The sequence below is a fragment of the Ensifer sp. ENS10 genome (genome assembly GCF_014852025.1).
Classification (GTDB): Bacteria; Pseudomonadota; Alphaproteobacteria; order Rhizobiales; family Rhizobiaceae; genus Ensifer.
The window spans coordinates 973156-986354 of sequence record NZ_JACVAS010000001.1; the positions used below are offsets into that span (position 1 = coordinate 973156).

Here is a 13199-nt window from a genome sequence, read left to right on the forward strand (position 1 = left end):
AGATAAACTTCATCAAATTGATCTATGGAATCGATCATGCTGGATGCCCTGACACTCGATCAGATGCGGACCTTCGTGACCGTCGCCGAAAGCGGGAGTTTCCGCGGGGGTGCAGCCCGGCTTTCCCGAGTGCAGTCGGCGGTCAGCCATGCCATCGCCAATCTCGAGACGGAACTCGGAGTCGCTCTGTTTGATCGTTCGGGCCATCGGCCGGTGCTGACACAGGAAGGGCAGGCCCTGCTTGCCAATGCCCGCGATATCCTGCTGCGGGTGGACGCCATGCGGGCCCGCGCGCGAGGGCTCGGCGAGGGGATCGAACTGGAGCTTTCGCTGATCGTCGACACGCTCTTCCCGATCGAGACGGTCGGGCTCGCCCTGAACGAGATGCGGACGATCTACCCCAATGTTTCAATCAGGCTTGCGGTTTCACCGCTGGGCGGACCGCTGGATGGCCTCGTCGAACGCCGCTTCACTCTCGGTATCATGGTCGGCGAGGATTTCCGCGATCCGGCTATCGCCCGCCAGGCGCTCTCGACGGTTCAGATCGTTGCAGTCGTTGCGGCGCATCATCCCCTGGGGCTGAGTGCCGGCGATGGTGCACTCGAAAACGCCGCGCTTGCCGACCATCTGCAGATCGTGCAGTCCGATCCGTCGCAGCGCACGGTGGGGCGGGATTTCGGCGTGCTTTCGCCGCAGACCTGTCGCGTCAGCAGCCAGGATACGAAACATGCGATGATCTGCGCCGGTCTCGGTTGGGGCCGGCTGCCGCTCTGGCAGGTGGAGCGGGATCTCGAAGAGGGCCGGCTGGTGCGCATGCCGACGACGGCCCTTGGCCGCAACAGTCAAGTCGGTGCCGAGGCCTATCTGGTGCATCGGATCGATGAGCCGCTCGGGCCGGCTGCCCGTGTTTTCGGTGAGGCGCTTGCCTTGCGCTGCGCCGAGGCCTAACGGCGCCCTGTCGCTGCAAACATCAGAGTGAAGAAGACGAGGACGGTGCCCACGCCGAGCGGGCCGGCGATAGGGTCGATGAAGTTCATCAGCGCGCCGGTGGCGCCCGACCCTGCAGCGCTGCCGGCGGCATAAGCGAGCGAGAAGGCGGCACTGCCGGCAACGAGCATGCTGCCGCGATATTCTTCGCCAAGCATCGTCAGGGCGGCCGTGTAGAGCGCGAAGCTGGCGGCGCCGATGAAGGCGAATGTCAGCAGCAAAGCCACGTTCGAAGACAGGAACGGCACCAGAAGGTAGCCGGTGGCGGCGACGGCGGCTGCTGAGATCGCCACACGGCGGCGCGGCAGCCGGTCGAGAAGCACGCCGATGAAGGGCTGCGCCAGCGCGGTCGGGATCGCAAGCGCCGTCACGCTGAGCGCGGCAAAGGCCTGGCTGTGGCCCGTTTTGACGAAGTAGACCGGCATTGCCGAGATCGCCGCGATATCGGCAATGCCGAACATCAGCACCATGAGGATCAGCATCGGTGCCTTCTTGAAGAAGGCGAAGAGGTCGCGTGTCGAGGAAGGCTCGGGCCGAGTGCGCGCACCCATGGTCAGGAGCCCGGTGAGGAAGGCGACGAGCGCGATATAGATCGCCAGCAGCGCAAAGCCGAGGCCGCCGCTGGTGCCGAGCAACGGGATCGCCAGCGGACCGGCGGCAAAGCCGCCGCACATGCCGGCGCCGTAAAGGCCGGAAACGCGACCGCGCAGCCGGTCGGGACAGGCCGTATTCAGCCAGGCTTCGCCGAGCATGAACACCATGCTGACGAAGAAGCCGAGGGCGAAGCGGGCGATAAACCAGATGGGAAGCTCTGACGTCGAGGCAAGCGTCGCGAGGCAGATGGAGCAGCCGCAGAGACTGGCGATGATCAGCCGGTCGGCGGAGGCAAGCCGCGTCAACCGGCCGAGAAGCAGGGTCGCCACGCCGAGACCGGCGGCAAAGCCCATGGCATTGAGGCCGATCATTCCGGCAGAGACGCCACGGCTTTCAAGCGAAAGCGAGATCAGCGGATAGGTGAGCCCCTGCGCCACCGAGAAGGCGGTGACCCCCAGGACGACGGCGATGATCGCCGGCCAATCGGGAGCGAAATCGCTCGTCTGCGCCTCATGCAAAGACATCGCCCCCTCCCTCTGATCGGTGTCTGCGGGGCATGTCCATATCGTATCCGCCGCCGGCTGGGAATTGGCCGGCGGCGAAATGGCGGAGCGGGATGAGGAAAAGTGTGAGCGGTTTTCCGCCCGCATCCCGCTCCACTACAAGAGAGTAGATCAGGCGGCCTTGTCCCAGACCGGAGCCAGACCTTCCGGATTGACGATGCGACCGTCGGGGCGGGCAAGCGCGTGGATCTCTGCCATCTCGCCGTCGCCGAGCGCGAAGTCGAAGATCGCGAAGTTTTCCTTCAACCGATCGATCGTCGCGGTCTTGGAAAGCGTGATCACGTCCTTCTGCTGCACCAGCCAGCGCAGCACCACCTGGGCGGCCGTCTTGCCGCGGCGTGCGCCGATCTCCTTCAGCAGCGGATCGTTCGGGACCTTGCCGTTCGCCATCGCGTAGTAGGCAGTGATCGACATGCCGTGCTTGCGCGCGATCTCGAGCACCTTGGTCTGGTCGAGATAGGGATGGTATTCGACCTGGTTGGTGGCGATCGGGGCGTCGCTGAGCTTCACCGCTTCTTCCATCTGTGCCGTGTTGAAGTTGCTGACGCCGATATGACGGACCTTGCCGGCCTTCTGCACCTCGTTGAGGGCGCCGATGCGCTCGGCCATCGGCACGTCACTGCCGCCCGGCCAGTGCAGGAGAAGCAGGTCGACATGGTCGGTCCTCAGCTTTTTCAGGCTCTCGTCGACCGAGGCGAGGAAGTCGCGATGCGCATATTTGTCGACCCAGACCTTGGTGGTGAGGAAGATGTCGGCGCGTGACACGCCGGAGTTATGGATGGCTTCGCCGACCTCGGCCTCGTTGCCGTAGATCTGGGCCGTGTCGACATGGTGGAAGCCGAGCTTGAGCGCTTCCGGCAGCACCCGCAGCACGTCGGCGCCGGGCATGCGGAAAGTGCCGAAGCCGAGCGCCGGGATGTTGGCACCGTTTGAATTGACGGAATGCATGGTGGGTAACTCCTTGTACTTGACCTGCTGTACTTGGCGAGCGCCCGGCCGGATGGCCGGGCGAAAAAGGAACGATCTATAGGTGGTCCTCAGGTGCGGCGGTTCAAGCCGGTTGGTAGGCGGCGCCGGCCCGGCGATCAAGAACGCCGCTCAAAAGCGTGAGCAGCAGCGCGGCGGCGACAAGCAGGGCGCCGATGACGGGCGTCATGCCGAGGCCGAGCGGTGAGGCGACGATCAAGCCACCGAGCCAGGCGCCGACGGCAATGCCGAGGTTGAAGGCGGCGATATTCAGCGCCGAGGCTACATCGACGGCGCCCGGCCGGTACTGCTTAGCAAGCTGCACGACATAGAGCTGCAGGCCGGGAACATTGGCAAAGGACAGGAAGCCGAGTGCGGCGAGCGTCACCAGCGTCAGCACCGGCGAGGGGGCCGTGAACGTAAAGAGCACCAGCACGGCCGCCTGGGCCAGAAACAGGCCGATAAGCGCCTTGACCGGATCGCGGTTGGCGATCTTGCCGCCGGCAATGTTGCCGATGGCGATCGCGACGCCATAGAGCACGAGGATCAGGCTGACGGCGCCTTCCGAGAAACCGGTGATGTCCTGCAGGATCGGCGCCAGGAAAGTGAAGGCGACGAAGGTGCCGCCGTAGCCGAGCGCGGTCATGGCAAAGACGATCAGCAGGCGGCCGGACCCGAGCACGCGCACCTGGTCGATAAGCTTGGCCGGCGGGGCCTTGGAGAGCGTGTTCGGCAGCAGGGCGACGATCGCGGTGAGCGCGACGACACCGAGGCCGGTCACAGCCCAGAAGGTGGCGCGCCAGCCGAAGGTCTGGCCGATCCAGGTGCCGAGCGGCACGCCGGTGACGATCGCGACGGTGAGGCCCATGAACATCATGGCGATGGCCGATGCGCGCCGGTCTTCCGGAACGAGGTCGGCGGCGATGGTCGAGCCGACCGAGAAGAACACTCCATGGGCAAAGGCGGAGATGACCCGTGCAATGAGAAGCGGTTCGTAGCTCGGCGACAGGGCGGCCGCAGCATTGCCGACGATGAACAGCGCCATCAGGCCGATCAGGAGCGGCTTGCGCTCGATCCGGCCGGTGAGTGCCGTCAGCACCGGCGCGCCGAAGGTGACGCCGAGCGCATAGACGCTGACGATCAGGCCGGCGAGCGGCAGGGTGACATTGAGGTCGGTGGCGACCGTCGGCAGCAGACCGACGATCACGAATTCCGTTGTTCCGATCGCATAGGCCGCGATCGTCAGCGCAAGGATAGCAATAGGCACGACGAGACCTTTCCCACCCGGCTGGGAGGAACCGGGCGCGTTGGTTGTTGTTGAAGTCGGGCGGAATATGAGCCTTGGCACTCATCATGATAATCAGCATAATGGTACAAATGACTGTGAATTGGATTCAAAGGTGACGCATGGACAATCGGGCAGGTGAAATGGAGGTCTTCGTTGCCGTTTCGGAGACCCGCAGCTTCTCGGCGGCTGCGCGGCGCCTGAAGCTTTCGCCGTCGGCCGTCAGCAAACTGGTGACCCGTATCGAGGACCGGTTGGGCACGCGCCTGCTCGTGCGCTCGACCAGGACCCTGCAGCTGACGCCGGAGGGGGAAGTCTATCTGCAACGCGCCCAGCGGATTCTCACGGAAATCGCGGAGACCGAACAACTGGTCGCTGCCGGGGGCCGCATGACGCCGCGCGGGCTGTTGCGGGTGAACGCCGCAGTCGGCTTTGGCGAGCGCTACATCATGCCGCTCGCGCCAGAGTTCCTCGCCCGCTATCCGGAGGTGCAACTTGATCTGACGCTGACGGACAGCATGATCGATGTCGTCGGAGAGCGCGCCGACGTGGCGATCCGCACCGGTCCGTTGCGCGATTCATCCCTCAAGGCACGCAAGCTCATGGAAAGCCGTCCGGTCGTGATCGCATCGCCGGGCTATCTGGAAAAGCATGGGGTCCCGCAAACGCCCGATGAACTCGACGGCCACAATTGCATTCGTTTCAATTTCCGTCGCAGCGTCGACGAATGGGCGTTCCGCATGCCGGGGCAGCCGGCTGCGGAATTGCGCTCGGTCTTCGGCAACATGCAGGTCTCGAGCGGTTCGATCGTCCGCCAGCTTTGCCTTGCCGGCATTGGCGTTGGCCGTATCGGCCGTTTCCATGTCGAGCCGGACTTCGAAGCCGGAACGCTCGTGCCGCTGCTCGAAGATTATCAGTCGGGCGAGATCGAGACGGTCTACGCCGTCTATGCCGGACATGAGCATCTCGCCGCCCGTATCCGTGCCTTCATCGATTTCCTGGTCGAACGCATGTAGCGTCGCCCGGCGCTAGGCCTTCACCGCGACGATGAAAAATCTCGGGAAGCGCAGAAGGACCTTGCCGTCGCTCATGGCCGGATAGGCAGCGCGGATCCGGTCCGTGTAGTCGGCAGCAAAGGCGTCGCGTTTATCTTCCGGCAAGGCATCGAGATAGGGTCTGAGGCCGGTCCCCTTCACCCATTCGACGATCGCTTCGGCATTGGCGAGCCGGTGGTAGTAGATCGTGTGCCAGACCTCGATGCTGGCGGCCTGTGGCGCCAGGCGTTCGACATAGGTTGCCGGGCCCGGCATGGGATTGCGGCGGACGGTCTTGCCGGCAAAGGCGTCAGTGAAAGCCGAGCTGCGCGCTGTCTCCTCCATCAGCAAATGGCTCAGCTCCCCGAGATTGTCCGGCATCTGGACCGCAAGCGTGCCGCCTGATGCGAGCGCTCCCATCAGTCTTTCGAAGATCGTGAGGTGGTTCGGCAGCCATTGAAAGACAGCGTTGCCGTAAAACAGCGAAGCGCCGGCAGGGGGGACCCAGTTTGCGAGATCCGCCTTTTCGAAGGTGATGCCCGGCAGCCGCTTCGCCGCCGCAACGAGCATGTTCTCGTCGCTGTCGAGGCCTGAAAGTGTGGCCTCGGGAAACCGGTCGCGGATGAGCTCGGTGGAGTTGCCCGGGCCGCAGCCGAGATCGAAGGCGATGCCTTCGGGCAGGTCGGGCACTTGGGCGAGGAGATCTCTGGCTGGGCGCGTGCGTTCGTCTTCGAACTTCAGATACTGCGCAGGCGACCAGACCATGGGGAGATCCTTCAGATACCGAATTGCAGACTTTCGAGAGAGGGCAGGATCAGCGCCGGCCCGTGATCACGATATTCGTCCGGCATGTCCGCCCGATTGATCCATACGGTGCGAAACCCGAATTTCGTCGCCCCGGCGATATCCCAGCGGTTCGACGACTGGAAGGAAACGGCATGCGGGTAAAGCCGGTAGCCGGTTGTGACGATGTCGTAGACGGCAGGCGCGGTCTTGAAGGCCTTCACCGCGTCGACGGAAAACACGTCGTCGATGACGATGTCGAGTGCCGCGTTGCGGACCGCAGAGGCGAGCATGGCCGGCGAGCCGTTGGAGAGGATGGCGATGCGGGCGCCGCGCTCCTTGAGCCCTTTCAGAACCGCCGGCACTTCCGGATAGCAGTCGAGCGTCCAATAGGCGTCGAGCAATCGCTTGCGAAGTTTCGGGTCGGCGGAGGGAAAACGTGCGAAGGCGTAGTCGAGCGACTGTTCGGTCAGTTGCCAGAAATCCTGATAGCTGCCCATCAGCGAGCGCACCCAGGAATATTCGAGTTGCTTGGCCCGCCAGAGTTCGGAAAAAGCCTGCCCGTCCGGGCCGATTTCCTGCGCGTGGCGCCTGACGGCCGCGTGCACGTCGAAGAGCGTGCCGTAAGCGTCAAACACATAGGCCGCGTGGGACATCTTTTCCTCCCGTCTTTTGTATTCGGCGCTGGCGGGTCAAGGTCGAATCTTCCCGTCAAAGCCCGTCCGAAAACAAAGGCTTACAGCATCATGCCTGATCAGGCAGTCAACTGTCACCGTTCTTTCGTGGGATCATGTCAAATCTTTGTGCGATGCACAACGGCTGGCGGCCAAGCTGCGTATTTCTAGCTTCAGCTTTTGGCTGGTTTCCAGACTTTCGCCGGGAAGCGTAGTGCCTGCTTGGCGAGCTTGCCCTTGAGCCCGAGCGCCGTGTCGCAAAGGTTGACGACATGCCTGTTCGGCTTGGCCTCCGGGCGCAGCGCATGGAGTGCGGCGGCGGCGTCCTCCGGTGGCATGTAGCGCGCCAGAATGCCGAGGGTGAGCGCGGTCGCGCGCCCAATGCCCCGAAGGCAATGGACGAGCAGATGGGCGTCTTCGGGCAGGCGGTCGACAAAGGCGAAGGTGGCTTCGATGGCTTGCGGGCGCGCCGCATCCGGCTCGTCCGGATCGGTGGTATCGCCGAAAAAGAGTTCCAGATTCTTTTCCGGCGGCAGCTCGATCATCGAGAGCAGTCGGCTGCCGGGAGCGCGGATCGAGATCAGGTGCGTTGGCGCCCAGAGCGCGCGATTGTGTCGCGCTTCGGTCTGTGAGCTGACGATTGCCCGGATCGGCCATCCGGCCGGATGCGCCGGATTGGCCTTGAGGATGGGATGATAGAGTTCATCCGTGGTGACGGCTGCCGCAAGCGCCATGGCAGGACCTCGCTCGTGATTCTTCTTTGCAGATTTTGCCCTGAAACCCGGCCGCGCTTAAGGGCAAAATCTTGGGAGGGGTGAAAAGCTGCCGTTGGAGCTGAGGCTCACCCCGAATGGATATAGCGCCGCGACCAGCGAGACGGCACGAGAACAGTGGCAAGCGCTAGCCCAGCGGCGAGCGCAAAGGACGCCCAGAGCGAGGCCGCGCCGAAGTGGCGCTGCAAGAGAGCGCCGGCGACCGCGCCGGAGAACATGCCGAGCCAGGGCACGATTTGCACCAGCCACTGACGGTTCCTGTTGCCGAGCAGCCAGCGGCCGAGACCGCGCCCGAAGCGGGAAAGTGCCCCCGTCACGTAGGTAAGCCCGATCGGCAAGCCCTCGATATGTTCGACCGCCGCATTGACCAGGCCCATGGCGAGCACGACGCCGTAGAAATAGAAGGGCCGCGGCATAAGGGCCCCGAAACCGGCGCAGAGCATCAGCACGAGGCTGACCGTCGAGAGCACGCCGACGACGCCGAGGCGCGCGGCTGCGATGACGCCAAGTGCGTTGCCGATGATGAACGCCCCGAGCGCGCCGACGAGCAGCAAGGCGCCGATAAAATCGCCATCGCCGAGGGCGATTGCTGCCCGGGTCGTGTTGCCGCTCATGAAGGAGACGAAGTCGCCAATGCTCAAGAGCCCGATCGCGTCGGTCATGCCGGCAAGGAAAGAGATCGTCGCGGCAATGGCAAGCGCCGTGCCGGTGCGCTGACGTTTGATCAACCTTCGCCGTCTCCCAATGGTCATCTGCCTTGCCCCCGATCCGGAACAAGGTTTAGCGCATTGAGGCCGTGAGTCGGAATGGGCATTGCCGGCACCCTCTCGTAGACGGCGCTTTTCCGGCCGCCCATGGCGCTATCAGAACCGCGTGATGACGCTGATGCCGAGGTCGGTTGCGCGGTCCATGGCGGTCAGTGCAGGGATCGCCTCTGAAAGCGAGATCTCCCGGCCGATCAATTGTTGCGGCTTCAGCTTGCCGTCGGCGATCATCGTCAGCATGGCGTCGTAGCGCCAGGCCTGCATGCCGTGGCTGCCATAGATCTCGAGCTCATGGCCGATCACCTGCGCCATCGGGATCTGCGGCGTCGCCTGGTCGCCGAGCATCAACCCGACCTGCACGTGGCGGCCACGCCGGCGCAGGTTCTTGATCGAGTTGAAGCAGGTCACCGGGTTGCCGAGCGCGTCAATCGAGACGTGCGCGCCGCCGCCGGTGATGTCTTTCACCGCCGCAGCCACATCCTGTACTTCTCGGCCGTTGATCGTCGCGACCGCGCCGAGCGTCTTCGCGAAGGCGAGCTTGTCCTCGGCAATGTCGATCGCGATCGGCTGGGCGCCGAGGGCGGCTGCGATCATGATCGCCGACAGGCCCACACCGCCACAGCCGTGTACAGCGACCCATTCGCCGCCCTTCACCTTCGCCTGGTCGGCGATGGCGCGAAACGAGGTGGCGAAACGGCAACCGAGGCTCGCGGCCGTGGTGAAGTCCATGCTTTCGGGCAGATGCACGAGGTTCTGGTCGGCAAAGTCGAGCGCGACATATTCGGCAAAAGAACCCCAATGGGTAAAGCCCGGCTGGAACTGTGCCTCGCAGACCTGCTGGTTGCCGGAGCGGCACTCGCCGCAGCGGCCGCAACCGGAAACGAAGGGCACGGTGACCCGGTCGCCGACCTTGTAGCGCATCACGCCGCGGCCGGCGGCGGTGACAACCCCCGCCAGCTCGTGGCCCGGTACGTGCGGCAACCGGATATCGGCGTCATGGCCCATCCAGCCGTGCCAGTCGGACCGGCAAAGCCCTGTGGCCTCGACCTTGATGACGACGCCGTTTTCGGTCGGGGTCGGATCGGGAAGGGTCCGGATTTCGGGCGTCTTTTCGAACGCATCGTAATACATGGCTTTCATCGGGGCGCTCCTTGCAATGCGGGTACGGCGCGGCCGTCGATGTGTCGCGCCATCAGAATTTCGTCGACCTCTACGTCTCCGTCGAGCATGCCCCCGGGGACACGGCCGATTTCGTGAAAACCCTCACGCGCGTAGAAGCGGATGGCCGTCGGGTTGTCGGCGCGTACGACCAGTTCCAGCAGGCGGATGCCGGACGCGCGGGCATGGTCGGTCAGATGGGTGAGAAGGTGCCGCGCCACGCCGGATCCGCGGGCTTCGTCGCGCACATAAACCATGATGATCGTGGCGCGGTGCGCCAGCCGGCTCGCGCGTTCGCGCATCAGCCCCATGATGCCGACAGGCTGGTCCCCGTCGAGAGCGGCAAAGACGGCGTTGGTCGTCAGCCGCGCCCGCCATTCCTCCGTCGAAAGGCGCTCCCAGTCTGCCGTAGTCGAGGCGAATGCTTGTGGCTCGCGGTTGAGCGCTTCCAGCCGTATGCGGCGGAAGATATCCACGTCGTCCTCGTCCAGATGCTTGATGCGCACGGCTGTCCCTTTCCTTTGCGCATGAGACTAAGCGAGAGGCCGTCCAGGTACCAGAATGGCCGCCATGACATTTTTTGATATACCCATTCACCACGATGCTGTTTTTTCGGGTTATGCCGAGTAAGCAGAACAAAAAACCTGAAGGAGACGCCGATGGCCGTCGATACATCCCCCCGCTCAGTGACCTGGACCTATGTCGATGGCGAATGGCTCTCGGGCAACCCGCCGCTGATCGGCCCGACCTCGCACGCGATGTGGCTGGGTTCGACGGTGTTTGACGGCGCCCGCGTCTTCGACGGCGTTGCGCCCGACCTTGATCTGCATTGCCAGCGCGTCAACCGCTCGGCGACGGCGCTTGGTTTGAAGCCGACGATGGCAGCGGAAGAGATCGAGGCGCTGACCTGGGAGGGTGCCAAGAAGTTCGACGGCGAGACAGCGCTCTATGTGAAGCCGATGTATTGGGCCGAGCACGGCGCTGCCGGGGTCGTCGCCATCGACCCGGAATCGACCCGTTTCGCGCTCTGCCTGTTCGAGGCGCCGATGGGCAACGGCCATGGCGGCTCGTCGCTGACGCTCTCGCCCTTCCGCCGACCGACGCTGGAATCGATGCCGACCGATGCCAAGGCCGGCTGCCTCTATCCAAACAATGCGCGCGTCCTGACCGAAGCCCGCTCGCGGGGCTTCGACAATGCGCTGGTGCGCGACATGCTCGGCAACATCGCCGAGACCGGCTCTTCCAACGTCTTCCTGGTCAAGGACGGCGTCGTCTATACGCCGGCCGCCAACCGCACCTTCCTCGCCGGCATCACCCGCTTCCGCGTGATGACGCTCCTGCGCGAAGCCGGTTTCGAAGTGGTCGAGGCGACACTGACCATGGCCGACTTCGAAACGGCCGACGAGATCTTCACCACGGGCAACTATTCCAAGGTGCTGCCGGTCACGCGCCTCGAAAGCCGAGACCTGCAGGCCGGTCCGGTCGCCGCCAAGGCGCGCGATCTCTATATGGATTGGGCGCACGCAGTCCGCGACGTCTGACGCACGCTCACATGCAATGCCCCGGCGCTCGGCGCTGGGGCAAAATGGCTGTCGGTTCGGGCACTCAGTACGAGCGGGGAGCGCGCGCCCTGACCAAGGCGCGCTTGTGGATCAGGTAGGCCTGGACCGACAAGCCTGCCAGGAAGATGACCAGCCAGGCAAGCAGCGTGGTCTGCACGATCGGCGATTCCGGCCCGCTGGCAAGCGGTTGCGAGGCGGGCAGGCGCTTCAGCGTCTCGGCGATTGCCGGCACGATCAGCAGGAAATAGCTGAAGGAGAAGCCCAACGTCGTCAGATAGGGTTTCAGGCGGCCAACGAAGGCCAACCGTTCGATCGCCAAGCTGCCGGCGATGACCGCCAGCGTCACGATGCCAAGCGCATGACCCTCGTTGAAGCCGCCGATGCTTGAAAGCCCGGCAGCGGTCAGGACCGCCAGGACGAGCGTGGCGAGGTAGATCTTGCCGGATCGGGTGGCGGGCACGATCGCGCCGTAGCGGGCAAAGCCGTAGAGGCCGGTAACGACGGGCGCGAGGCTGATTGCGGTATGAATGATGCCGAGCGTGGAAAGCGGATTTGCCATGAGCTTACTCCTTCAGATTTCGACCGACTAGTTGGTCGGTAACTTGGCGAAAAAGAGACGCGATGGATTTAGCTGCCCATCGCGTCCGTTGGTTTTGATTTTTAGCGCGGGTCTGCACAGTCCACCGTTCCCGCGGGAACAGCGTCCTGCACATGCTCGTTCCATCGCCGGCGCTTTCGGGTCGGCGATCAAGCTTCGACTGTCGGCTTGAGCCGGTCCAATGCGGGCCGGGCGATCGCGGAAAAAACGGCCGGATCGGAACCGGCGACGCGCGCGGCAAGCATCGCACCATGGACGGTGGCCATCAGGGTCTCGGCCTCTGCCTTCGGCCCTCGCACCGCCTTCAGATGCCCGCTGACCACGCCGTCCTCGATCACTGCGCCGAGCCAGCCGGAAAGGTCGGCAAAATGACCGCGTACCTGCTGAACGACAGCGTCCGGCAGCGAGGGTAACTCCGAGGCGAGCAGGGCGCCAATGCAGAAGGGCAAATCCTGCCTGGCGATACAGTCTTCCCAGTAGCCGACATAGGCTTCAAGCCGCGCGACCGGATCGCTGACGGCGGCAAACAATCCCTCGACGTGGCGCCGATTGCTCTTGCGGTAGCGAGCAAGCACCATAGCCGCAAGGTCAGCCTTGGTCGGGAAGTGATGGTGGATGGTCGCCTTGCCGACGCCCAGTTCGCCCGAGATGTCGGCATAGCTGAACGCGTTGTAGCCCCGCGACACCATGAGGTGTTCGGCTGAGTCCAGGATCCTCTCATAGGTATCGCTCACCATGACCAAGACTTATCAACGGGTCGGTTGAAGCTCAAGCGACGAGCGGCCGTCGAGGCGCTTGTGCCATTGTCTTGGTGCAGAGGCGCCCAGCCGGTCTGTGCGGCTGGGCAGACGAAGTCTGCGGCTGCCGGCCTATCGGCCTTGCAGGATCGCATGTTCGATTCGCAACTCATTGTGGCGGACGCCAACTGGCTGCAAACGGCAGGCAGTTCGTGGTCTAGGTCGGCTCTCGGCTATTTCTTCTTTGTCGGCACGCCCACCTTCACCGTGTCGGGCGTAAGCTCGCCGCCGAGTTCGACCGTCTTCTTTTTCTTGTCGAAGACGCAGATCTGCGTGACCGCGGCCTTGGAGCCCTTTGGCGTACCGATCACCAGCGCCAGACCGAAGCTCTCGGAGCCGAAGGGATCGACGACGGCGCTGGCCTTTTGCAGGGAGGTGGCGGCCGCCAGGCACTTCTTCGAAACCTCTGCCCGGAACGTCTCCCACGCATCGCCGGAAGAGGCCGCGGCACCGGATGCGGTGAAGGCCGCAGCAGTGGAGAGAACGAGAGCGGGGAGCAAGCGCTGTGGCATGGGTGATCCTTAGTGCATGATTGCAAGAGCGGCGAGGCTGCAGGCAAACCGTGGCGTCAATGTGCTCGAAAGTGTCATGCTTTCAAAATGATGTTGAAAGTATATTCCGTGGGTTGAGGAAAAATTGGCATTGCATCGGTTGCCTCCAT

At 63.9% G+C, this 13199-nt stretch carries 15 protein-coding genes; 3 read left to right on the forward strand and 12 right to left on the reverse strand.

Annotated features, from left to right (window positions below):
- Window positions 1–36: 36 nt before the first annotated feature.
- Window positions 37–948, forward strand: coding sequence for a LysR family transcriptional regulator (locus IB265_RS04695; RefSeq protein ID WP_057251080.1), 912 nt, complete (start codon window positions 37–39; stop codon window positions 946–948).
- Here IB265_RS04695 and IB265_RS04700 read toward each other — a convergent pair.
- The 3 genes from IB265_RS04700 to IB265_RS04710 form a co-directional block, all read right to left on the reverse strand.
- On the reverse strand, window positions 945–2105 hold the full coding sequence (locus IB265_RS04700; RefSeq protein WP_057250519.1) for an MFS transporter: 1161 nt from the start codon (window positions 2103–2105) through the stop codon (window positions 945–947). The genes IB265_RS04695 and IB265_RS04700 overlap by 4 nt on opposite strands.
- Before the next feature lie 150 nt (window positions 2106–2255).
- Window positions 2256–3092 (reverse strand): aldo/keto reductase, encoded by an 837-nt coding sequence (locus tag IB265_RS04705; protein WP_057250518.1) that lies wholly within the window; start codon window positions 3090–3092, stop codon window positions 2256–2258.
- Window positions 3093–3195: 103 nt separating this feature from the next.
- Window positions 3196–4377, reverse strand: a complete 1182-nt coding sequence (locus tag IB265_RS04710; protein WP_057250516.1) for an MFS transporter — start codon at window positions 4375–4377, stop codon at window positions 3196–3198.
- Window positions 4378–4517: 140 nt separating this feature from the next.
- Here IB265_RS04710 and IB265_RS04715 point away from each other — a divergent pair, with 140 nt between their 5' ends.
- On the forward strand, window positions 4518–5411 hold the full coding sequence (locus tag IB265_RS04715) for a LysR family transcriptional regulator (protein WP_057250513.1): 894 nt from the start codon (window positions 4518–4520) through the stop codon (window positions 5409–5411).
- Window positions 5412–5423: 12 nt separating this feature from the next.
- Here the strand turns inward: IB265_RS04715 and tam are convergent, their stop codons facing one another.
- The 6 genes from tam to IB265_RS04745 all read right to left on the reverse strand — a co-directional run bounded on the left by tam (window position 5424) and on the right by IB265_RS04745 (window position 10087).
- Window positions 5424–6194, reverse strand: coding sequence for a trans-aconitate 2-methyltransferase (gene tam / locus IB265_RS04720; RefSeq protein ID WP_057250511.1), 771 nt, complete (start codon window positions 6192–6194; stop codon window positions 5424–5426).
- An 11-nt stretch (window positions 6195–6205) separates the two neighbouring features.
- Window positions 6206–6868, reverse strand: coding sequence for a haloacid dehalogenase type II (locus tag IB265_RS04725; protein ID WP_057250509.1), 663 nt, complete (start codon window positions 6866–6868; stop codon window positions 6206–6208).
- 191 nt (window positions 6869–7059) lie between these two features.
- On the reverse strand, window positions 7060–7620 hold the full coding sequence (locus tag IB265_RS04730) for a hypothetical protein (protein WP_057250507.1): 561 nt from the start codon (window positions 7618–7620) through the stop codon (window positions 7060–7062).
- A 107-nt stretch (window positions 7621–7727) separates the two neighbouring features.
- Entirely contained in the window at window positions 7728–8411 is a 684-nt protein-coding gene (locus IB265_RS04735; protein ID WP_057250505.1) for a YoaK family protein, read from the reverse strand.
- Window positions 8412–8522: 111 nt separating this feature from the next.
- Window positions 8523–9563 (reverse strand): zinc-dependent alcohol dehydrogenase family protein, encoded by a 1041-nt coding sequence (locus tag IB265_RS04740; protein WP_057250503.1) that lies wholly within the window; start codon window positions 9561–9563, stop codon window positions 8523–8525.
- Complete coding sequence (locus tag IB265_RS04745; protein ID WP_057250501.1) at window positions 9560–10087, reverse strand: GNAT family N-acetyltransferase; 528 nt, start codon at window positions 10085–10087, stop codon at window positions 9560–9562. Before IB265_RS04745 ends, IB265_RS04740 begins: the two co-directional genes overlap by 4 nt.
- Before the next feature lie 153 nt (window positions 10088–10240).
- Between IB265_RS04745 and IB265_RS04750 the strand changes: the two genes are divergently transcribed.
- A complete protein-coding gene (locus IB265_RS04750; RefSeq protein WP_057250498.1) occupies window positions 10241–11122 on the forward strand; it encodes a branched-chain amino acid aminotransferase in 882 nt (293 codons plus the stop codon).
- Window positions 11123–11186: 64 nt separating this feature from the next.
- On the opposite strand, the gene IB265_RS04755 is transcribed toward IB265_RS04750, so the two are convergent.
- The 3 genes from IB265_RS04755 to IB265_RS04765 all read right to left on the reverse strand — a co-directional run bounded on the left by IB265_RS04755 (window position 11187) and on the right by IB265_RS04765 (window position 13050).
- On the reverse strand, window positions 11187–11702 hold the full coding sequence (locus tag IB265_RS04755) for a hypothetical protein (RefSeq protein ID WP_057250497.1): 516 nt from the start codon (window positions 11700–11702) through the stop codon (window positions 11187–11189).
- A 188-nt stretch (window positions 11703–11890) separates the two neighbouring features.
- Window positions 11891–12478 carry a TetR/AcrR family transcriptional regulator gene (locus IB265_RS04760; RefSeq protein ID WP_057250495.1) on the reverse strand — a complete coding sequence of 196 codons (588 nt, stop codon included), beginning with the start codon at window positions 12476–12478 and terminating at the stop codon, window positions 11891–11893.
- Window positions 12479–12711: 233 nt separating this feature from the next.
- The gene (locus IB265_RS04765) at window positions 12712–13050 is read right to left on the reverse strand and encodes a hypothetical protein (RefSeq protein ID WP_057250493.1); all 339 of its coding nucleotides are present in this window, start codon (window positions 13048–13050) and stop codon (window positions 12712–12714) included.
- Between the last annotated feature and the right edge of the window lie 149 nt (window positions 13051–13199).

What these genes read in the sequence shown, in the direction of transcription:
- IB265_RS04695 (WP_057251080.1), top strand. Translation starts at nt 37, where the DNA reads ATGCTGGATGCCCTGACACTCGATCAGATGCGGACCTTCGTGACCGTC.
- IB265_RS04700 (WP_057250519.1), bottom strand. Translation starts at nt 2,105, where the DNA reads ATGTCTTTGCATGAGGCGCAGACGAGCGATTTCGCTCCCGATTGGCCG.
- IB265_RS04705 (WP_057250518.1), bottom strand. Translation starts at nt 3,092, where the DNA reads ATGCATTCCGTCAATTCAAACGGTGCCAACATCCCGGCGCTCGGCTTC.
- IB265_RS04715 (WP_057250513.1), top strand. Translation starts at nt 4,518, where the DNA reads ATGGACAATCGGGCAGGTGAAATGGAGGTCTTCGTTGCCGTTTCGGAG.
- tam (WP_057250511.1), bottom strand. Translation starts at nt 6,194, where the DNA reads ATGGTCTGGTCGCCTGCGCAGTATCTGAAGTTCGAAGACGAACGCACG.
- IB265_RS04725 (WP_057250509.1), bottom strand. Translation starts at nt 6,868, where the DNA reads ATGTCCCACGCGGCCTATGTGTTTGACGCTTACGGCACGCTCTTCGAC.
- IB265_RS04730 (WP_057250507.1), bottom strand. Translation starts at nt 7,620, where the DNA reads ATGGCGCTTGCGGCAGCCGTCACCACGGATGAACTCTATCATCCCATC.
- IB265_RS04735 (WP_057250505.1), bottom strand. Translation starts at nt 8,411, where the DNA reads ATGACCATTGGGAGACGGCGAAGGTTGATCAAACGTCAGCGCACCGGC.
- IB265_RS04740 (WP_057250503.1), bottom strand. Translation starts at nt 9,563, where the DNA reads ATGAAAGCCATGTATTACGATGCGTTCGAAAAGACGCCCGAAATCCGG.
- IB265_RS04750 (WP_057250498.1), top strand. Translation starts at nt 10,241, where the DNA reads ATGGCCGTCGATACATCCCCCCGCTCAGTGACCTGGACCTATGTCGAT.
- IB265_RS04755 (WP_057250497.1), bottom strand. Translation starts at nt 11,702, where the DNA reads ATGGCAAATCCGCTTTCCACGCTCGGCATCATTCATACCGCAATCAGC.
- IB265_RS04760 (WP_057250495.1), bottom strand. Translation starts at nt 12,478, where the DNA reads ATGGTGAGCGATACCTATGAGAGGATCCTGGACTCAGCCGAACACCTC.
- IB265_RS04765 (WP_057250493.1), bottom strand. Translation starts at nt 13,050, where the DNA reads ATGCCACAGCGCTTGCTCCCCGCTCTCGTTCTCTCCACTGCTGCGGCC.